Source organism: Pseudomonas sp. ANT_H4 (assembly GCF_008369295.1).
Taxonomy (GTDB): Bacteria; Pseudomonadota; Gammaproteobacteria; order Pseudomonadales; family Pseudomonadaceae; genus Aquipseudomonas.
In genome coordinates this window covers 30644-48728 of the sequence record NZ_VOBG01000009.1, presented here as the reverse complement: position 1 = coordinate 48728, position 18085 = coordinate 30644, and the positions used below count along the sequence as shown (strand labels likewise).

General features: G+C 53.5%; 22 protein-coding genes. 8 read left to right on the top strand and 14 right to left on the bottom strand.

All coding sequences use genetic code 11. The annotated features are described in order from the left end of the window. Positions 1-44: 44 nt before the first annotated feature. The gene (locus FQ182_RS13755) at positions 45-917 is read left to right on the top strand and encodes a DNA/RNA non-specific endonuclease (protein WP_149415162.1); all 873 of its coding nucleotides are present in this window, start codon (positions 45-47) and stop codon (positions 915-917) included. A gap of 57 nt (positions 918-974) precedes the next feature. Here the strand turns inward: FQ182_RS13755 and FQ182_RS13750 are convergent, their stop codons facing one another. Next, complete coding sequence (locus tag FQ182_RS13750) at positions 975-1982, bottom strand: tyrosine-type recombinase/integrase (RefSeq protein ID WP_149493990.1); 1008 nt, start codon at positions 1980-1982, stop codon at positions 975-977. 288 nt (positions 1983-2270) lie between these two features. Here FQ182_RS13750 and FQ182_RS13745 point away from each other — a divergent pair, with 288 nt between their 5' ends. Continuing rightward, positions 2271-3149 carry a hypothetical protein gene (locus FQ182_RS13745; RefSeq protein ID WP_149415164.1) on the top strand — a complete coding sequence of 293 codons (879 nt, stop codon included), beginning with the start codon at positions 2271-2273 and terminating at the stop codon, positions 3147-3149. A gap of 141 nt (positions 3150-3290) precedes the next feature. On the opposite strand, the gene FQ182_RS13740 is transcribed toward FQ182_RS13745, so the two are convergent. Then, on the bottom strand, positions 3291-3968 hold the full coding sequence (locus FQ182_RS13740; protein WP_149415165.1) for a hypothetical protein: 678 nt from the start codon (positions 3966-3968) through the stop codon (positions 3291-3293). Between the two features lie 92 nt (positions 3969-4060). Then, a complete protein-coding gene (locus tag FQ182_RS13735; RefSeq protein ID WP_149415166.1) occupies positions 4061-4558 on the bottom strand; it encodes a hypothetical protein in 498 nt (165 codons plus the stop codon). Between the two features lie 139 nt (positions 4559-4697). Between FQ182_RS13735 and FQ182_RS13730 the strand changes: the two genes are divergently transcribed. After that, positions 4698-5267, top strand: coding sequence for a hypothetical protein (locus FQ182_RS13730; protein WP_149415167.1), 570 nt, complete (start codon positions 4698-4700; stop codon positions 5265-5267). A gap of 155 nt (positions 5268-5422) precedes the next feature. Here the strand turns inward: FQ182_RS13730 and FQ182_RS13725 are convergent, their stop codons facing one another. The 6 genes from FQ182_RS13725 to FQ182_RS13700 all read right to left on the bottom strand — a co-directional run bounded on the left by FQ182_RS13725 (position 5423) and on the right by FQ182_RS13700 (position 9192). Then, positions 5423-5938, bottom strand: a complete 516-nt coding sequence (locus tag FQ182_RS13725; RefSeq protein ID WP_149415168.1) for a hypothetical protein — start codon at positions 5936-5938, stop codon at positions 5423-5425. Between the two features lie 108 nt (positions 5939-6046). Beyond that, complete coding sequence (locus FQ182_RS13720) at positions 6047-6538, bottom strand: hypothetical protein (protein WP_149415169.1); 492 nt, start codon at positions 6536-6538, stop codon at positions 6047-6049. A gap of 28 nt (positions 6539-6566) precedes the next feature. Further along, complete coding sequence (locus FQ182_RS13715; RefSeq protein WP_149493989.1) at positions 6567-7223, bottom strand: N-6 DNA methylase; 657 nt, start codon at positions 7221-7223, stop codon at positions 6567-6569. 119 nt (positions 7224-7342) lie between these two features. Next, positions 7343-7999 carry a hypothetical protein gene (locus tag FQ182_RS13710; RefSeq protein ID WP_149493988.1) on the bottom strand — a complete coding sequence of 219 codons (657 nt, stop codon included), beginning with the start codon at positions 7997-7999 and terminating at the stop codon, positions 7343-7345. Positions 8000-8504: 505 nt separating this feature from the next. Continuing rightward, positions 8505-8804 carry a hypothetical protein gene (locus tag FQ182_RS13705; RefSeq protein WP_149414878.1) on the bottom strand — a complete coding sequence of 100 codons (300 nt, stop codon included), beginning with the start codon at positions 8802-8804 and terminating at the stop codon, positions 8505-8507. Positions 8805-8817: 13 nt separating this feature from the next. Continuing rightward, complete coding sequence (locus tag FQ182_RS13700) at positions 8818-9192, bottom strand: hypothetical protein (RefSeq protein WP_149414879.1); 375 nt, start codon at positions 9190-9192, stop codon at positions 8818-8820. 308 nt (positions 9193-9500) lie between these two features. On the opposite strand from FQ182_RS13700, the gene FQ182_RS13695 reads away from it, so the two are divergent. Further along, complete coding sequence (locus FQ182_RS13695; protein WP_149414880.1) at positions 9501-11741, top strand: autotransporter domain-containing protein; 2241 nt, start codon at positions 9501-9503, stop codon at positions 11739-11741. 97 nt (positions 11742-11838) lie between these two features. Here FQ182_RS13695 and FQ182_RS13690 read toward each other — a convergent pair whose 3' ends face one another. Together FQ182_RS13690 and FQ182_RS13685 are read right to left on the bottom strand one after the other, a co-directional pair. Then, positions 11839-12507, bottom strand: coding sequence for a hypothetical protein (locus FQ182_RS13690; RefSeq protein WP_149414881.1), 669 nt, complete (start codon positions 12505-12507; stop codon positions 11839-11841). A gap of 12 nt (positions 12508-12519) precedes the next feature. Next, the gene (locus FQ182_RS13685; protein ID WP_149493987.1) at positions 12520-12783 is read right to left on the bottom strand and encodes a hypothetical protein; all 264 of its coding nucleotides are present in this window, start codon (positions 12781-12783) and stop codon (positions 12520-12522) included. Positions 12784-12961: 178 nt separating this feature from the next. Between FQ182_RS13685 and FQ182_RS13680 the strand changes: the two genes are divergently transcribed. The 4 genes from FQ182_RS13680 to FQ182_RS13665 all read left to right on the top strand — a co-directional run bounded on the left by FQ182_RS13680 (position 12962) and on the right by FQ182_RS13665 (position 16062). Continuing rightward, on the top strand, positions 12962-13492 hold the full coding sequence (locus FQ182_RS13680; RefSeq protein WP_149414883.1) for a site-2 protease family protein: 531 nt from the start codon (positions 12962-12964) through the stop codon (positions 13490-13492). Positions 13493-13550: 58 nt separating this feature from the next. Then, positions 13551-13961 (top strand): hypothetical protein, encoded by a 411-nt coding sequence (locus tag FQ182_RS13675; RefSeq protein WP_149414884.1) that lies wholly within the window; start codon positions 13551-13553, stop codon positions 13959-13961. Between the two features lie 129 nt (positions 13962-14090). Then, positions 14091-14888: a hypothetical protein gene (locus FQ182_RS13670; protein ID WP_149414885.1), complete on the top strand. Its 798-nt coding sequence runs from the start codon at positions 14091-14093 to the stop codon at positions 14886-14888. 163 nt (positions 14889-15051) lie between these two features. Continuing rightward, positions 15052-16062, top strand: a complete 1011-nt coding sequence (locus FQ182_RS13665) for a hypothetical protein (RefSeq protein WP_149414886.1) — start codon at positions 15052-15054, stop codon at positions 16060-16062. Between the two features lie 41 nt (positions 16063-16103). Here the strand turns inward: FQ182_RS13665 and FQ182_RS13660 are convergent, their stop codons facing one another. The 3 genes from FQ182_RS13660 to FQ182_RS13650 all read right to left on the bottom strand — a co-directional run bounded on the left by FQ182_RS13660 (position 16104) and on the right by FQ182_RS13650 (position 17943). Continuing rightward, positions 16104-16475 (bottom strand): hypothetical protein, encoded by a 372-nt coding sequence (locus FQ182_RS13660; RefSeq protein ID WP_149414887.1) that lies wholly within the window; start codon positions 16473-16475, stop codon positions 16104-16106. Continuing rightward, the gene (locus FQ182_RS13655) at positions 16468-16989 is read right to left on the bottom strand and encodes a transcriptional regulator (RefSeq protein WP_256667225.1); all 522 of its coding nucleotides are present in this window, start codon (positions 16987-16989) and stop codon (positions 16468-16470) included. Before FQ182_RS13655 ends, FQ182_RS13660 begins: the two co-directional genes overlap by 8 nt. A gap of 171 nt (positions 16990-17160) precedes the next feature. After that, on the bottom strand, positions 17161-17943 hold the full coding sequence (locus FQ182_RS13650; RefSeq protein ID WP_149414889.1) for a hypothetical protein: 783 nt from the start codon (positions 17941-17943) through the stop codon (positions 17161-17163). Between the last annotated feature and the right edge of the window lie 142 nt (positions 17944-18085).

Genomic DNA, 18085 nt, shown 5'->3' with positions numbered 1-18085 from the left:
TCCTGCGGTCTGTATTTCGTCAATCAATATCGAAGAACTCACTCATGAAGCTAAGCAAGATTGCTGCTGGGCTTTCGGCCCTAGTAATGCTATCCGCCGGTGCCGCGCAGGCTCGCGGCCTCATGGATTTCATCAAGTTTCCCAATGCCCAGGAAGAAAAGGGGAGCTACCGATCCGGAACGATCAACCCGAGCGAAGCCCTTGCCCTCTACTCAAGTCAGCAGAAACAGGCCTCGTTCGATGGTTGTGTCGACCTTTTTCCAGCCGGCAGGCCGATCAGCGTTGCAAGTGTACCGCCGGCCATGAAGCCAATGGCCCTATGCTCGGATAGCTTCGCGGTTCTTTTTTCACAGGCTAGTCGGACACCATTGGTTGTGGTTGAAAGGCTTGATGCCGCAAAAGTTCGAGATGCAAAGGGGGAGGAACGGACTAATCAGTTTTATCCCGATCCGCGAATACCCAAGAGCGGCCGGGCGGAATTGAGCGATTATCGTGGCTCTGGGTTCGATCGAGGTCACCAAAGTCCGGCTGGGGACTCATCAAACGCACGCGCAATGGCTCAGTCTTTTGCCTTGTCGAACATGGTGCCCCAGTCGTCACAAAATAATCGAGGTGCATGGAGCAAGGTCGAGGCGGATGTCCGAAAGTTTGCCCAACGTGCCGGTGGGAGTGTGTACGTGTTCACTGGTCCGATTTTCGATCCTGGGTACACCACGATTGGCGAAAACAATGTTTGGGTACCAACTCGGTTGTTCAAGTTGGTCTATGACGCTTCATCGAAACGTGCATGGGCTTACGTGCTTCCAAACGCTGAAACACGCGTTGAGCGGCCGATGGATTACGCTGCCTTCGTCAAAACTACAGGCCTCAAGCTGTTGGGAGATTTGCCGATCTCCGGCACGGCCGGCCGATCGTAATCAGTCGCAGCGGAGCCAGCTCCGCTGCTAGTTTGATTTTCCATTGTTCGGTGCTTTTCAGCTGTTTCGCCACATGTCCCAGGAAGTGAACAGCCGTTCTGCCGAAACGATATGTGCGAAGCCCATGCGATCGGCGACGTGCTCTGGCGACTCTCCCTGTTCAAAAAGTTCTGCGGCGAACGAGTTACGCAAGGTTTGTGGGCTTGCGCGATGAGCCTCGCCTCGTAAGGCCTTAACTCCGGATTCCTCGATCATCGCCTCAGTGATACGCACCAGCGTGGATGGGTGAATGCTGGTAACGGGTTTCCCGTTTTTCACAATGGGCTTGATGTCCGAGGGGAATAACAGATTGCCCTCTGTGGCCATCCGAGCTCGATGATGCAACCAGGTCTTGAGCGCTTGAACGGCATAGGAAAACGGCCGGGTTCGATGGGTAAATTGAGAGTTCTTGTCGCCAAGGTTGATCCAATTCTCGTCACCCAAGTAGATGCAATTAACAGTCAAGGGCACGATCTCCGATACTTTGAGACCAGCCCCGACGCATAACCCGACAATTGCCCGATCGCGAGCCTCACGCCACTGATCACGCTCTTTGTGTGCAGTGATCGCAGAATTTAGGTGTGTGGCAAGCAAAGCTCGTTCCGCTGGCTTGAGAAAGCTGGTTGGTAGGTTCCCGTCTGCTTCCTTCCATTTTGCTCCTTCTTCGCGCACCGCCTGCGCAGCAGGGTTCAGAAAGCCAACTTCAGCTGTGTTTTTGATCAGGTCAGCTAGCACTCGCTGTATCAACTTGCGGTACCGGTCGCGCTGCGGGCGATTTATGTTCAGGCCTTCTAAGAATTCGCTGATGATTATTGAATCCACTTCGCTCAATTTAATGCTCTTTTGCTCAATCCAGTCGACAAAACGACCCCATTGTGCTCGGTAGACCTCAGCTGATGAAATTCTGATACGGGCACGCGAGGTACCACGGCCTGGCTGTTGGCTCATCCACTGCTCAAAGGTTGTCTTAGGATCGGAATCCCAAGCGATGGCGTCTGTTCTGAACAGGTCGTCGTGCGTACTCATGGTTGACTCCGCAGGTCCAGGCCTCAGTCCGGCCGGTGAATCTCTGACTGTTAATTGCATGTCGCTAAAAAGGGATTCTAGCGGAGGTTTCCCCTACCTGCATGCCTTGTTTTGCCATCCAGGCCGGCGAGCAATGCACTCGCGTTTGTCGCTGACCCGCGCCATGGCCATGTCGACCCGGAGCGCGAACAAATGCCAAAGGCACCCAACAGGAAAGGGGGCTCCCCGCTACACGCCCCTGTTGTGCATCCCTGTGATGCACGTTCAACTTCTATTCAGGGGATACCCATGACTCACTCGAACAATCGCAACAGCGTCCTCCGCATCGCCGGTGCCGCGTGTCACGTACTTCTGACCTTGCCATCAGGGTTAACGGAATGCTGCCCCGTGCAGTTTGAGCCCACGGAACCGATGGTCGATGACCAGGTGCTGCAACTTTTCTGGGGGCATCAAGGCCGCTGCGCAACCATCATTACGGGTACAAACATCGACGAAGGCCATTGGGTCGGCGACGCGTTCCACTGCAATAACAGCTGGGGTGAACCGGTGATGCTCGAATTCCTCAAGATGAAGGTTCTCTCTCCAAAGGAAGATACGCCGACGGCTATCGAAGATGCCCTTCTGCAAGTGCTCGCCAAGGCTTATGACAACCCTGAACTGAACGAAGTGAAAGGGGTTGTTGGACGACTCTCTGTGGCCGTTGCACAAGGGCCTAATGCTGTGATGGACTTTTTGTTTCCAGCCAAATACAGGGCCCTGAGTACCCTCCATAAACTGAATCAGCAGTCAGCTGAAGATGAAGGCTATGACTGGGAAACCCTGACGCCGGCGCTGGAAGCCGTCTCCGAGAGTTTGAATGCTGGCTACGGTAATCAACTGTCGATTGACGACGTGGCTGATGACGATCTCGGTTTGATACCGTGGACCGCGGAAATCCTGGATTTCCTCAAGGACTACATCAACCGCACTGATAACCTTGAAGCCGAAACTGAATTGACCTGGCGTCTACTGACGATGTCCGTTCAACTACACACTCGCACTCAACTCGACACCTTCCTGGACACGCTGCGTGCACGGCTTCTGAATGACGACGATGATCTGAAGGGCCTGTCGAGCATGATGCTCGATGACATTCTCGAACAGATCACCAAACCTGTGACGGCGTAAGCTGCGCAGATCCCTTAACCGCTCCACCAGCCCTGACTTCGGTCGGGGCTTTTTTCTGCCGCTCGAATGATAATAGGAACGACCACGCTCCCCCGGCCCCGCAAAAAAAACCGCCAGCCAAAAGGCCAGCGGTCGTGGTGGTTATTGTGCGTGCGACGCCTGGAGAACGTAGCGTTTCTCAGGAACCATGATCGTTTCTTCTACGACGTCCAGCTCAAGCATATTGAGGAAGGCCAAACGGATGTCATCACAGGCACTGTCAAATGCTTCGACCACATTGACGCGAGCTCTCAACTGCTCCATCGACCAGTCTTCAAAATCGCGCTCGGCGTCGATGCCGGCGTTGGAGACACTGAGTTGGCGTGGTGGCGTTGCGTAGTTAACTCGACCTTTTTCGCCGGTTGCACGGCAGGCACCACAGGTATTATCACCCTCGGTTTTGCCACATGCTTGATAGTTCCGTTGGTAACACGACCGGCAATAGGACATATAGCTCGTTGCTTTCCATTCACTGCTATACAGCACCAGGTAACCGCCTGAACGACCGTTGGTAGCAATGGTGTAAGCCCCGCGCATTTGAGTGACAAAGTCCTGGATCTGAACAGCGAGTTCATCCCAGATATCAGTCCGGAGGACGGCGTATGCCTTGTCGAGTTGTTCGGACGTAAGCCCCAGGTTATGCAGCTTGATGCTATGTGCATAACTGGTAGACCCGTTCCAGCTGTTCATGGTGTTGTACCGGAAATGGCCGTTCAGAAACTGGACCATTGACTCTTTGCTGCGGCGATCAATTTTTTTTTGCGAATAGAAGTGCGACATGTGAGCTCCCCCGTTATCTGTGTACTAGAGAGATGCAGAACACAAGAACACAAAATAGAAACAACCGGCCAATCAGCCGGGTTGAGGGTGCGTTAAACCGTCTGCTTTAACAGCGGGGGCGCCAACAGCTTTTCCACGTACTGCCTATCACTCGCCACCATCCTGCCGGCGATTTCCTGGGTGAGCTTGGCAAAGTCATCGCTGACTCTATTCTGGCTCCCGGTATTACCGTTAGCTTGCTCCTGCCAGCACCGCTCATACGCGGTTACAAGCGCACGCGCGTCAGCGAGGTGAATGCGCAAAACAATTGCCATCAATACAGCGCCAACCTGATAGGTCGGTTGGGTTTGGGGTTCGGTGCAAACCTGGTTACTGGTGATCGTTTCAGCGCTGCTAATCTCCTCTGGGGAAGCCGAGCACGCATCGTTGATCAACCCACTCAGTTTGGCGACAGACATGTTGTAGATGTCGTTGTAATCATCACCTACTGGGGGACGCTCAGCCTCATCGAGTTCATTGTCGTGCGCAATGAGAGCCGTCAGCAGATCTTGAAGGTGGGTTACCGAAACAAAGCCTTTTGGAGTTTTCATTCTGGGGGAGTTTCCTGATTGATTGAACTTGCAATCAGATATGACGAACAGCGGAATACACGTCGCCCGGGGGCACTCAGGTTTGTACGCGCATGTGTTGCATCACGATGGGTAACGCAAACCTTTCAGGAGATGAACCATGAAGTTTCAGAACGTCTTTGATCGCATGACCGCTATCGTTGAATCCCAGCAGTGCATCCTCACCGGCTACCGCCAGGACTTCTATCAGTTCGATCGCGATCACCTGGTCAACACTGGCACTGTGGGTGGTCGCTACGTCTGGGTCATCCGAGAGAACGGCACGCACCTCGCCTCTATTGGTTTGCACCCGCGGGCGACCGAATTCGTTGAATGTGTACTCAACTCGTTCGAGAAAGTGCAAACCTACGAAATTACTCTGCTGCCTGACGGGGATGCGGACATCAAATCGATCACCGCCGCCAAGGCACGTGAATTGATCAAGACGTGCGCCTTCGAATTCCAAGGGCGGCACATCAAGCAGAAAGGAAAGGTGCTGGCAACTGTCGATATCCATCAGCAGTACAACCAAGGCAAGTACGGCGGTAAGGTCAGTTTCACTTTTGATGATGCACCCTCGGATGACATAAAGGTACGCTTCACGCAAATAGCCTTGCACCTGTTCCAAGAGCGCGTCGGCACCCTCTTCGCTTGCATGGATGAGGTTACGTTCCATACGCACAGCAGTTGATCGCTGAACAATGTTGCACCCACCGCTGGCCATTCGGTCAGCGGTTTTTTGTGCCCGTAAGAATTGCGCACTCCACATCCTCTGCGTAAGTGTCAGCTCGGGCAGTCAGCAAATAAAAAACCCACTCCTGTCAGAGTGGGCTTGGGTGTAACGTTTTAAGGACGAAGCAGATAGTCACCCTGAATGACAGCGTTGGAGGACACCGCCTTGTTGGCGGAGGGGTGCGTCAAAGGGCGAATACCGTCGTCAACAAGATCCTCTAGGACTTCGGCGAACTTGCGCACGCTGACCTTATCGACAGTGATGCGAGCAATCGACGTGCCTTCATCCTGCAAAAGGAGTTTGAATCCTCGATCATCAGCATCGTACCCTAACACCACGAAACCGCGGTGTTTGAGGGTATTTATCCGAACCTGGATCGCCGGACGGCGGCCATTTTGCACATCATCGTCACAGTCGCGCATGAGGATGTAGTCCGGGTTAGCACCAGCATCAAGCAGCATTTGCCACATGGTCCGTTGCTGATTAGGGGTTCTGAGGACCTCGACCAGCTCAATCAGCCGCAGCAGCCGGCGGGAACGAATGGAATCGCGATCGATCGGGAGCTTCGCCTGATCGAAACCGTCCAGCACTTCTTGTTGGCTTACAGCTGTTTTGATTGCGTTTTGCATTATGACTCTCCTGAAAGTTGGGCCAGACGTTGCGAAGGCCTGGTACTTGGAGATGTCCAACAGAAACGCATAAAAAACCCACCATAAGACAGGTGGGTTGGTATTGCCTTATCTACTTTTGCCACATACGCTTTTCAGAGCCCTGTCGACCAGGTCCCCGTCATAGCTGATGATGACTTCAACATTTCTACAATCGTTCCTCAAGCCACCCAATGTGCGGGCTGAAATGAGGTAGCCGTTCGAGTCGGTCTGACTTGCTTCGCCATACAAGATCGAATTGCTGACCACGGCGGCTAGTACCGCCCGGCCGCCATCTTCTTCTGTCCAACTGGGGGATACCGTGTTGCGCGGAATTACCCGGTTGTCACACACACGAAAGTGCTCGTACCGATCGGCAGCATGTTGAATGGCTACTGAGTCACAGCCATCAGCCTGGCCAACATAAATCACTGGGACGTTTTGACCATTAACGCGTACAACCGTTGACATCCGGGTGGCGGCCACTTCCAACACTGCATCGGTGGCTTCAGAAGCCATACCAATCAGTGGTAACAAGCCACAAAGCCCCATCAGCACTACCAATACTTTGCGGATTTTCATGAGGTTCTCTCGATTCAGAATTTGATTATTAAGCCAAAGCAAGACGTTTCGGGGAACTGGCATGCAGGATCACCTGTTTGTTTTCGGCGCTCGCGAGTGTGTTGCCTTGAACAATAAGGATTTCTCCAATTTCCACTCTATGCACAGCACAGTTGGCAGCGAGTTGTATGGCTGTCATCCGTGCGCAAATTCCATCCAGATCACAGCCATAAAACGTCCATCGGTACAACTCTTCTGCACCATGTTTTTCGATAATTTGATTTGCCCTGGCCAGCAGCATTACACCACTGCCACACGCAGGATCAGAGAGCACCTTTCGACCTTGAACATTTGAAACCGGTTCAGGGTTAAAATTGGCCATCATTACTGCGATGCTCCAGGGCGTAAAGAACTGGCCTAAAAGCTGTTTGCCGCCTTTGCTGCTGAGCTCTGCGTAAACCGCACCCAGGATGTCTTTAAAAGGCTCCTCCTTGGCCACTAGGCCGTCATAACAGCTAATGGCGGTGATCACTCGTTCTCTTGCCTCAATGGGTGTCGGGTACCAAGGCTGGAATCCCCAAACCTGCATCACGGCGCTGAGAAAATAGCGAAACATTTCGGCCGGCGAATACCGGTATCCATCAGCAAGAGCATCGACCAGCGGTTTTGCATAAGACGGAAAATTTTGAGAAAGCTTATTAGCCATGAAGCGCACTCCTGAGTGATTGAACGTATGGCATGTGATGATTCACATGAGCCAGCAATCGACACTCGGAGTGTTTACAATCAAAAAAATGCCGCCCTCAAAGAGGACGGCTTGGGGGGTTATACGCCTTCGTCGGCGTAATCTGCTGGAGTCGGCAAAATCCGAAAGGGGACCCATATTCTGGCCTGGACAAACGCACCGCCTTCACACAGTGATACCGTAGCCTGCTCGTCAAACTCCAGATCATCATTTGCCAGGTGGACTTGTGCCCATACGCGGTACCGATCCTTCAATGCCTCGTGGGACTCAAGTTTGAGTTCTTCGGGGCAAAATGGATTTTCAATCGCATCTTGGTGCCCTGGTTCAGGGGACGATGGAACATCAGTGAGCTCGCAGTAGGCAAGTTCGTTTTCGTCGGCATCGCATACGAAGATCGTGCATTCGCGCCAATCCTGTGGATCAGCGATGTACACCCCATCCTTCGTGAGGTAGAAGACCCGACCCTCGGTATGAGGACGCATCAGCGCCATGCGACCACCACCGGTGTGGTACTCCACGAATCCGTATGCCTCCACAGGGTTCACCAGGGTACGACCATCCACAGAAATATATGGGTTTCGAATCTCCGTACCTTCGTGAATGAAAGCCAGCAATGCCGGATCGTAAGGTGAATGCACGATTACCCCCGCTGCATTCGTCAGAACCATGGGAGTAGCAGTCCTTTCATCGGCGGATTGTGAAACTGTTTGGGACAAGGTTTGATCGTTGTTTTGCATGAGTAACTCCAGTTCGTTGTCATATCAAAATGGAGATGCCCAACACGGCCCAACAAAAACAACGCCTTCTGTGAAAAAGGCTGAATTTGGTATAACCCATCCTTCAGGGTTGCCCCTTCTAAGTCTGGGCTGCACGCCACGAATTTGTGTGACGTGCTCCACACCGTCATCGCAGGATGCGGGTCGTCGCAATCCCAAGAGCGCGGGCTGTATCAAAAGCGTCACCTCAAAGTCGAATTCGCTCACATTCTCTAACTGACCAGAGATGTTGAGGTGTATGCCAACAAGATGCCCATCTTGAAGACTGTAAGCCCCGTCCTGGCCAATCTGTAAAGCTTACCTGGGAATTACCAGCCAGAAGTGTCCATAGGCATCTAGAGTGCCTGGGTACGTCATTTCGTCGTTCTCCCAGAAGGCTTTCATTGCCATCTATGAAGGAGCACAGGAGCGAGCAAAGTGAAGGCAAAAAAAACCGCTCCACAAGGAGCGGTCGGTGCAGCGTTGGTCAAACGTAGGCCGATACTTGCAAGCCCTTTCCATCATCTTCTTGAGAGACGCCACCCTCGTTGTTTATACGCACATCGAGCACTCCGGCCTCACGAAACATCTGAGCCACTTTTTCAGCGACCTGCAACTGATCGAAAGGTACCACCGTGAACCACGCTCTTGAAGCAGCACACCAGCGACACCCATAGCCACCAAACCAGCCATTGGCTGCGGTACCGCTGACAGGTGGTTCGAATCCGATCATCTTGCTGATGCGTTGCGCGAAAGCCTCTGGAAACTGCACCAGGTTCTCCGACATGTGAACTCCTTAATTAAGCGGCTTCACGAACGCCGAGGCTTGTCATCTGCTTCAGCTTTGCGATGAAACGTTCACTGGCTGTTGCGCTGGCCAGCTCGGAGACTCCGACAAAGTAGTTGATTCCTCCGCTGTCGTCTTTTGGGCCTTTGCAGGTTCGGTACATCACTCGCAACTCACCAGTCATGACGTGAACCATCAAGTACAGGTGATCGGAATGAAGAATCACCTCACCCATCACACCGTTCCCGCCTTTGCTACTACGGATGTCATAGGACTCAGACGACAGCTCAAGAGCACCGGCGATTTCCAGAAGCAGGCGTTTTCCAGAGCGATGCAAAGTTTCTATTTTGACGCAGGGTTCCAGCAGAGCTTTTGGAACGTTCAGCATGGTCGTTCTCCTCGGGGGGGGGTAGCGGTCACTTGCGGTGGCCTTGAGCAAGGAGATGGTGAACAGGTCTACATATTCGATACAGAAGGAATCGTATTGATGACCAAAAAATGTTTCGAAATACGGAAGATTTGCAAGGAGGGGGGGAGAATTCTAGGCAAGAAAATACGTCATTCACCCGTTTTTATTGGGGAATATCGATGCTGAAGCAATGAGACAAACAATCTCGTTGATTTGTTTTGCGCCGTATCAGTATTATAAATGCATGTTATGTAAGTTTCCCCCGTAATCTCAGGAAAAATTACCCCATGCACGACAAGAACAATCGCTTTAACCCACGCCTCTCCCTGCTGGTCGCCGCCATTGGCTTGGGTCTGAGCAACCCCTCCGCCCAAGCCGCTACCTCTGGCGTCGATGTCTTCGCCCCTACCCTCGGCACCTCGATCAATGGTTACAGCAACCGCCTGGGCGGATCGGGTAACGGCGAGATGCTCGTGGGGACGCAAAACAACAGCGTTACCGGAGTCATCAGTGCGTTCCAATGGACGCTACTGGGTGGCAAGCAATACCTGGCCACCCTCGGTAACGTGGCACAAGCAAACGCGGCGTCAAATGATGGCAGCATTATCGTGGGTAGTTCGGTGGACAGCTTGAGCGGCAAACAAACCGCAGTCAGTTGGGACGGCACCGGCATCCACAAAATGAGTTTCCTTAACAACGGGACCTACGCAAAGGCCCAAGGCGTCTCCGCCGATGGTAGTGTGATTGCCGGGTCTGCTAATGACGGCCTAACTGGCAACGACACCGCTGTGACCTGGAACTCCGCCGGCAACATCACCAGCCTGGGCCAACTGAGCGACGGCAGTCACAGTTTTGCCTTGGGCGTCTCTGCTGACGGCCAGGTAGTCGTGGGCTACGCACAAAACGGCGCCAAGGCCGGAGACATTGCCACGCGCTGGGTAAATAGCGGCAGCGCGGAAAGCTTGGGCACGCTGGCTGGTGGTATCGGCTCTCAGGCAAAAGCGGTAAACGCAGACGGCACCTATATCGTTGGTATGGGTGATTCGTCGGTTTCCTCAACTGAAGCTTTCATTTGGACTCAGGCATCCGGGATGAAGGGCCTTGGCCTGCTCAGCAACGGCACTCTCTCAAGCGCCGAAGGTATTTCAGCGAATGGCGCAGTGGTCGTCGGCGTTGCTGATACCACCGGTGCCGTGGTGACTGGTTTCCGCTGGACAGCCGGTACGGGCATGCAATCGCTGGTGCAGTGGCTGCAAGAAAATGATCCTTCCTACAACTTGTTGCCTGGTAACTCCCTCGACACGGCCACCGCTGTTTCGGCTGATGGCAATACAGTGTTCGGTATGGGCACCCTGAACGGCCGTGACCAGCCGTTCGTTGCTCGCTCCTACGGCCCAATCTCGGTACCAACCGCCGTAGTTACGCCTCCGACGCCTCCGGTTGTTACTCCGCCGGCTTCGAGCTCCGGCGGTGCCACTCCACCGGTATCTGGATCGGGCAGCACAACCCCGCCTACTTCAGGCACCAGTGGCGGCACTGGCGGTAACGGCACCCCAAACACAGGCGGAGCTAGCGCTATAACTCCGATGCCACCTACGGGTGTCATCGGCTTGTATGATCTGGGTGATTCCCTGAATAATGCCAGCCTGTACACCGAAGCACTGCAAAACCAATTGCAAAGCTTCGTTCAAGATCAACTGATCTGCACCACCTTCGACACCAAAGGCATCTGCGTCAACGTAAGCGCCCAGATGACACACCACAATGGCACCGTCCAGGGGGACAACACGAACGGCGGCCTCACTCTCGCCTACCGGCTGACTCCCGACCTCATCGCAGGCGTCGGCTACCAAGGCCCGAACACCTCGCTGAAAATCAATCAGGATCGCGTCGAAGGCGACACCAACACCGTCGGTGCTTTCCTCGAATACGGCAACCGTCTGAAGCAAGGCGTTTTCGCTCGCGGGGCCGTTGCAGTCTCCGAAGGTGACGCAACCATCAAGCGCTCGTACCTGACCGGGGCTGGTACCTCCGCCTCAAAAGGCAAATCCGATATCAGCCAACGAGCAGTATCGGGCCAGGCCGGCTACGTGTTCATCGTCAAGGACAACGCTGCGGTGATGCCATATGTCGGTCTCGATTACCTGGATAGCAAACTGGACGGTTACACCGAAACCAGTGGACCATACCCGGTCCAGTTCGACAGCCGCAAACAGAACGATGTCTACGGTACAGCTGGGGTCACCGGTAGTCTGAACCTGGGCAACAAAGCCATACTGTCGGCCAACCTCAAGCACGTCGAGCGCTTGAACCACTCGAATGACGATCTGAGCGGTGAAGTGCTGGGCGTATCGACCTTCAACCTGAAGCAAGACACCACAACGCGCTGGGACGAAGTCGGTCTGGGCGTACAGATCGCCGGCCCGCTGAAAGCCTCCCGCGTGGGCGTATCCTACGGTCATCGTTTCAACAGCGGCAAGTCTGTGGCCTCCGATGTGGCTACGGTTTCATTCTCCATCGGCTTTTGACGCCAGCCATCCAACTAGCGCCCCGCCAGTCGGGGCGTTGTTTCATCTAAAATCGAGCAAAAAAAAGCCACTGACATGCAGTGGCTTGGATGGAACGTTAGCTTTCGGTCTGAGCAGGGTTGTTCACCCGCCCCCACCATTCGATGAAATCTGCTGCAATGCCGGGCTCACCGACTGGAAAGTCGATAATGTCTTTGTTGAAGTGGTCAATGGTGTGCGAAGGCTCACCTTCCTGGGTGCAGTACAGCAATTCAAAGTCTTTGCGGCTGGTAAGCTGGAAGCAAAGCAACCGTTTGTTCGGGTCCATGTAGTAGACACGGCAGTTATCGGAGTCAACCATCTTGAACATCAAGGCCAGTTTGGGAGGCGTCGGTTTAACGCGGAGCAGTTCACGGTTGGCGGTTACCAACGTCCGCAGCGCCTCGATGTCGATATCGAAGGTAACACCATCCGGAAACAATTCAGCAGCAAACAGAATTTCGAGATCAGACTTCAGTGAATCGGAGACCAGGCAACATTCCATACAGTCAGCGGCTCGCTCGGCGACCCACTCATCACGTTCCGCCTGATCTTCAAAGGCCTCATAACGGCCTTCGGTTTCCTCCTCTCGCGCTTCGGCCATTTTCTGTGCCGTTACCATGCACGCCTCCCAGCTATCGCCTGCTAGTACATGCAGGGAGAACGACCCCGTATCGGTTTGTGGCCAGCGAAGGGTTACGTAGTAAATTTGTTTAACGTTTACAGTCGCTAGTGCTTGTTGAGTCATTTCGTTCACCATTCAATTAGTTAATTCGACCGAGCAACGATTGCAGTCGTCAGCCAGCGTTTGTGCACCAGCTCGAAATGCCGTCATCAGATCCGGAACGTCGGTAAAAAAAGGGGACGGTTCAGAAGAAGCCCCCCACCCGTAAGCCCAGGCACGATCGCGAGCTTCCTGAAATTTCTTTTCGGCGATGTATTTCCCGTCGGGTTCCCCGTACAAGAGGACACCCAGCGCCCAATCAGCGCGAGCCGAGAGTCCGAGTAGAAAGCAGGTATTCATATGAGGCTCCAAGTGTGTTTACTTATCATCTTGGAGATGCTGAACAAGCAGCAATAATGGAATTTGAGCAGTTCAGGAATGCCTGGGAGATTAACCCTACAGTCGTCGTATGTTTTCCTTGATGTACACAAAGCTATGCTGAAGAATCACGGCATCATGATTCGGGGAAAGACCAGCTATGTTGCTGACCATCGGGATGTTTTTTGCCGCCTTTGCCGTTATCTGGCTGATGCTTGTTTTCTTGTTACTCATACACGAATCTGGTCACTTGATGCCGATGCAGAAAATGGGCATTAAGCCTGACAAATTGATCATCGGCGGAGTAAAGCTCTTTTCCTTTCGGAAGTCTGGAATCATTCACGAAGTCGGCTTAATTCCACTTTGGGCCTACGTGGTTAGCTCGGATTATGAGAATGCGACCTCTAACCAAAGGGCGATAGTCGCGGCTGGAGGACCGCTGATCTCAGCTCTCACCGGTATCCTGTTTTTTGGTATCTATTACCTGTATCCGAACTGGCAAACGCTGGTTGCCGCACAGGGTTCTATTCTTTTGGCGGTTACGAACATCATCCCCTTGCCTCCCTTGGATGGATGGACGATCGCTGAACACTTCCTGAAGCAGAGGGGGATTCACATAGACGACCGCAATCGCAAAATACTACTTGGTATTGGGATTGGAACGATCTGCTTGATCACCCTGGCGCTCTAACCAAATACATTTGAATGTCTGCCATCTCCTGAAGCAAGTGACCCTTCAGGAGATCGCGATGAACGTAACTACAGCTGAACAATCCCCAAAACAACAACTCCGACCTGGCTTCTTCGAAGAAGCTTTCCGTGATTCTGCGTTAACACCCACTCTTCGAACGTTTGCGGAAGCATTCTGCATGCGCTTTGATGTGCGGGGTGTCTGTGATCCATTGTACTGCGCAAATGTCGCCGCCTTTGAAACGGGGCTCGGTGACGGTTGCGGGAAATTTTTCTCCGATCGAACACCAACGGAACAGGGTATAGCCAAAGTGGGCGATCGGTTGTTATTTGCTTATTCAACCTGCATTTCCAAGGCCTCCACCGACACAACGGCTGAATCCATCTCGACAATGCTGCGCAATGTCCTGAACGGCTCCAGCCTCGAAGAGGTGCTGACGGGGCCTGTGTTAGACCATCAGTCTTATTAACCAACACCACAGCCGCCTGCATCAGCAGGCGGCTTTTTTTGCGCCCAGCGCGATGGCAGCGCGCATTCGGATACTGGCAGCGTATTTCATCATGTTAATATTGGAGAATACTATGACAAGGAGTTGACCATGCTCAGCCCGCAGCACATTCCTACCCTCGACACTCAACATTCCAGTGTTTGCGAGAGCGGCGTAGCTTGGCTACCACAAGTGGCCATTGATCTTTCGTTCTGGCATGGCGGGCGCAAGCTGAAGGACCTCGAGCGTTTCGAGTGGCCCGGAGATGTTGTCGAGGGGCCAGCCCTAGCGCTTGCTCAAAAGAATTGCGCTCTTTTCGGCATTGAGCAGTCATCTAGCCTCGAAATGTGGGCTTTCCGCTCGGATTGGATCATCGCCAACACACGCTCGGATATTGATCTGCATTGGTTCTCCGTTGGACCAAACCCACGTGCAGCACACAAGATCCTAGTGAGTCATCGGCCGGTGTGGTCGTCCAAGCGAGGTGCGCTGCCGCCTCTACATGAGTGGCGAATGTTCCAGGCCGGATTCATCAAGTTTGTCACTGTCAAAGGCTCCTTATCCCCTACTGATGATTGGTCGGAACACATCACCGCCCTACTCGCCGAGCCGACATTAATGGCTGGACTGCAAGACTTGGCGCTCGTAGATGGGCGCATCACCGACCTCAAGGTCGTTCATCGCGGCGTTTTCGATAGTGGCTCACAGCTGATTCTGGTAACGGGCTCCGTGCGTGTTGCCGTTGGTCAGTATGCCGACCGGTCTAACGCGCTGGACGTCGAGCAGGCAGTTAACAGCGCACTGGAAGTTCAACTGCTGCCCACCAGCGAGCTCCTCGAGTTTGATGTGAACGACACCGTGTTAAGGCCAACGGTCTGGAAAATTGTAAAAATCCAAGAATCGGTTTAGGTAACTCGTAACACGTACCAATATTTTGCTATAGTCAGCGCGCCGTTGAACCTTTCTGCGCAATGCCCACCCCAGCATGGCAGGGGGCAAGACATCGCTTATATGCTCCTGTCTAGCATCACCGAAAGCAAGTTCAACGTTTTTGACTTTTGGAGATTTTCCGATGGACGCTATTACCGAGCAACAAACCGATGCAGTGAATCAGATGGACCTGGACTTTCGGCTGAACCTGTTCCCCGGCAGCATCAAGAAAGCTATGCAGTACGGGAATCAAGATGTCGTCAAGGTAGGTGAGGTTGCCCAGAAGTTCGGTTCAAGCGACCTCTGGAACATCGATCCTCGAGTCATTGAAGTGATTCCGGGCTACAACACCCGCGTTAAGAACGCTAGGTACAAAGAAAAAGTCCAACTCCTCAAAGCCAGCATGATGGAGGTTGGCTTCAAGAAGGACAGTCCGCTCAGCGTGATCGTTGTTGAGGAAGAAAACTGCAGGCTTTCAATAAAATTGAAGCGTGGCCACCGACGTCTTGAATCTGCACTGGCCGCCATTGCCGAAGGGAAACCTATCGAAACGGTGCCTTGTGTCATCGTTAAAGACGACGTATCAGAGGAAGAACTCACTGCGGATCTCGTTCTCAGTAACAACGGGGATCCGCTCGATCCATACGCCACCGCCATCGTGTGTAAACGTATGACCCGCTGGTACCCAGACAATCACGCAAAAATCGCTACGAAGCTCGGTCTTTGGCCGTCCCAAGTCACCGACTATCTGCTGTTGATCAATGGCCCGGTCGAAATCTCGGACTATGTTCGTGATGAAGTCATTGCCTTCACCCTGGCTGTAGAGCTGCTTAAAGAACACGGACCAAGGGCTTTGGGAATCATTGAACAATCGTTGGCACGATCGAAAGCCGCCGGCAAAGCGAAGCTCATGCCACGCTTTGTTCCAGGGAAGGTGATCAAGAAGGCAGTTACCGCTGCGGCGCCGGCGATGAAGGCAGCAATCGACGACATCAAAAAGGACAAGGCATTCGACCAACTGTCTCCTGCGACTCAACAGAAACTGGAAGAAATTTTGGAGCAATTCAAGAAAGCAGAAGAAGCCGAAGCCAAGTTGAACGCAGAAAATCCAACGGATGAACCTGAACTCAACCTCGACAAAGCAGAGGTATAAGTGCTACTCCAGCCTCTACAGTTCTCACTGTAGAGGCTTTTTCATGTCCGCTTGAAAACCCAAACGGCCAACCTCGACCACCAGGTAGCCCGGACCTGAATCCGCTCGGCTCTGTCGCCCTTCTTCCATTCCACAGTGACCACGCCATCCACGCCAGAACACAAGAACGAAAAACGGGTGAAGCTACTGCACTGGTCGCAAGCAGCCAGGCCCTTAATCCTGTAGGTGTCAGCCATGACCATGCTCACGATACCTCTCTGATGTTGTGATCGCAGAACCCGGGCGCAATTGGCGCAATCAATTTCTAATTGATCAAGAAGTGTGCCATCGGCAAAGCGAAGGGGCATCAGCATCGTCATGGGCTTGTCGGTTTGCCATTGCAATACAGCTTTGTTTACCGCTTCGTCAGGCACCGCTGCTCTCCGTACCGTGCACTCTGTTCCACCCATCGTTAACCGCCTGAAGATAGACCAACACCCATCCAGGAGCTCGCCTCCCTCCCCGCTCCCACTGCCCGACCGCGGCGTAAGCGCGATCAAGCTCTGTGGCCAGTTGCTGCTGAGTCCACTTCAAAACCTGGGTTCGGATACGGCGAATATCATCGCCCGAAACGTCGGTTGAAGTGGTGGCGACTTGACGCGACAGCAAGGCGCCGACTAATGACAGCACGGCGGCAGGCACAACCCCTCGTTCCCATTTTGCAATTTGCGCACTGGACACGCGCAAGATTTGAGCGAGTTCGCGCTGCGCTAAACCAGCACCGCGACGCAAAACTGCCAGTTCCCCCACGCATGCGGCGGTGAAGACGATACCGTGCTCCTTGGCCATGTCGTCACGGTAACAGCGAGCGGCCTTCTTGGCACGCAGTGAGCCGCCATAGGCTTGGTCACGGAAATGGCGATCGGCAACAAATTGTGAGGCCTTCATCAACCGTACACGCCAACCAGCATCCGAGGGGTTGGCGGCCCGAGTATCCCGGGTAATACCGTGCATCTCGGGATCGGAGTGACGTCGAGCCCTACGCACCGGTTGCGAGGTTGGCTGAGGATCTGTGTTCAACGCGGGATCAGTCGACATAAATCTTCCTGGCAAGGTCGATCAATCCATACCACCATCAGAGGCACTGCCGGCGAGCTCGCTGGCTTGTTCCTCGGCGGCGTAAAGCATCCCTCCGCCCAAAAGGATCGAAGTCATTCCCAGATCGGGCAAGGTCAGCTTCGATGCATCATCGGCATTTGCCCCTTTGGGCTGCACTTTGGCCGGCATGGGGATGGTTGCTGCTTGTAGTGGGATGGGCCCGAACGAAGTCAATGCATCCTGTGGGCGTGATTGGGGCTTTGGGCGTGGTAAAGGATTTGTACGGCGGGGCATAAGCAATGGTTCACTACCCTCCTCCCTCACCGGCAGTGCTGCCGCCATTGAGCTTTCGATGCAATCGAACAGTTCATCAGACCGTGACATCAGTTTTCTAAACACAGAATCAGGGAGGTCCTGTTGTCGTCGTAAATTCCCCCTGGCGCGATAGGTGTCTGTCGAGATGGCGTCCAGTGCATGCCGAAGATCAATCCGTGTCTCGTGAGTCAGATAGTTGCTCTTAAACAAAGATCGTTCGGCCTCCTCAATACGCAACGCGAGTTTATCCATTGCCATCAGCTGCCGATGGACCCGTTGTTCAAGTGTTTTAGAGAAACGCCGGATGCGCTGGAGCCAGTAATACCCCCCCCCAAACAGGGTAATGGCAATGGCCATGCCCGACACGAGCGCAGGCAATGAACCTGATATGGGGGGCTCCGGAAACAAAGAAAAACCGTATGAAGTCGACGCCAATAAGGGTGCTGAAAGCACCCCGGTTACCACTGCCAAGACCATTGGTTTGTGCATATGAGCTCCAACGCCAAGCCTGCTTATTAAGAGGGGTTAATCGATACATAACGCGTAATGGTACGCCACATGCATTACACCCTCTTGAGCCTTTCTTGTCACGCTGAAACATTCGAACCTGAAGTGAAAAGTCGGTCGCAGC

What these genes read in the sequence shown, in the direction of transcription:
- FQ182_RS13730 (WP_149415167.1), top strand. Translation starts at nt 4,698, where the DNA reads ATGAAGTTTCAGAACGTCTTTGATCGCATGACCGCTATCGTTGAATCC.
- FQ182_RS13650 (WP_149414889.1), bottom strand. Translation starts at nt 17,943, where the DNA reads ATGCACAAACCAATGGTCTTGGCAGTGGTAACCGGGGTGCTTTCAGCA.
- FQ182_RS13695 (WP_149414880.1), top strand. Translation starts at nt 9,501, where the DNA reads ATGCACGACAAGAACAATCGCTTTAACCCACGCCTCTCCCTGCTGGTC.
- FQ182_RS13735 (WP_149415166.1), bottom strand. Translation starts at nt 4,558, where the DNA reads ATGAAAACTCCAAAAGGCTTTGTTTCGGTAACCCACCTTCAAGATCTG.
- FQ182_RS13690 (WP_149414881.1), bottom strand. Translation starts at nt 12,507, where the DNA reads ATGACTCAACAAGCACTAGCGACTGTAAACGTTAAACAAATTTACTAC.
- FQ182_RS13670 (WP_149414885.1), top strand. Translation starts at nt 14,091, where the DNA reads ATGCTCAGCCCGCAGCACATTCCTACCCTCGACACTCAACATTCCAGT.
- FQ182_RS13720 (WP_149415169.1), bottom strand. Translation starts at nt 6,538, where the DNA reads ATGAAAATCCGCAAAGTATTGGTAGTGCTGATGGGGCTTTGTGGCTTG.
- FQ182_RS13710 (WP_149493988.1), bottom strand. Translation starts at nt 7,999, where the DNA reads ATGCAAAACAACGATCAAACCTTGTCCCAAACAGTTTCACAATCCGCC.
- FQ182_RS13715 (WP_149493989.1), bottom strand. Translation starts at nt 7,223, where the DNA reads ATGGCTAATAAGCTTTCTCAAAATTTTCCGTCTTATGCAAAACCGCTG.
- FQ182_RS13740 (WP_149415165.1), bottom strand. Translation starts at nt 3,968, where the DNA reads ATGTCGCACTTCTATTCGCAAAAAAAAATTGATCGCCGCAGCAAAGAG.
- FQ182_RS13750 (WP_149493990.1), bottom strand. Translation starts at nt 1,982, where the DNA reads ATGAGTACGCACGACGACCTGTTCAGAACAGACGCCATCGCTTGGGAT.
- FQ182_RS13700 (WP_149414879.1), bottom strand. Translation starts at nt 9,192, where the DNA reads ATGCTGAACGTTCCAAAAGCTCTGCTGGAACCCTGCGTCAAAATAGAA.
- FQ182_RS13665 (WP_149414886.1), top strand. Translation starts at nt 15,052, where the DNA reads ATGGACGCTATTACCGAGCAACAAACCGATGCAGTGAATCAGATGGAC.
- FQ182_RS13755 (WP_149415162.1), top strand. Translation starts at nt 45, where the DNA reads ATGAAGCTAAGCAAGATTGCTGCTGGGCTTTCGGCCCTAGTAATGCTA.
- FQ182_RS13655 (WP_256667225.1), bottom strand. Translation starts at nt 16,989, where the DNA reads ATGAAGGCCTCACAATTTGTTGCCGATCGCCATTTCCGTGACCAAGCC.
- FQ182_RS13685 (WP_149493987.1), bottom strand. Translation starts at nt 12,783, where the DNA reads ATGAATACCTGCTTTCTACTCGGACTCTCGGCTCGCGCTGATTGGGCG.
- FQ182_RS13745 (WP_149415164.1), top strand. Translation starts at nt 2,271, where the DNA reads ATGACTCACTCGAACAATCGCAACAGCGTCCTCCGCATCGCCGGTGCC.
- FQ182_RS13705 (WP_149414878.1), bottom strand. Translation starts at nt 8,804, where the DNA reads ATGTCGGAGAACCTGGTGCAGTTTCCAGAGGCTTTCGCGCAACGCATC.
- FQ182_RS13725 (WP_149415168.1), bottom strand. Translation starts at nt 5,938, where the DNA reads ATGCAAAACGCAATCAAAACAGCTGTAAGCCAACAAGAAGTGCTGGAC.
- FQ182_RS13675 (WP_149414884.1), top strand. Translation starts at nt 13,551, where the DNA reads ATGAACGTAACTACAGCTGAACAATCCCCAAAACAACAACTCCGACCT.
- FQ182_RS13680 (WP_149414883.1), top strand. Translation starts at nt 12,962, where the DNA reads ATGTTGCTGACCATCGGGATGTTTTTTGCCGCCTTTGCCGTTATCTGG.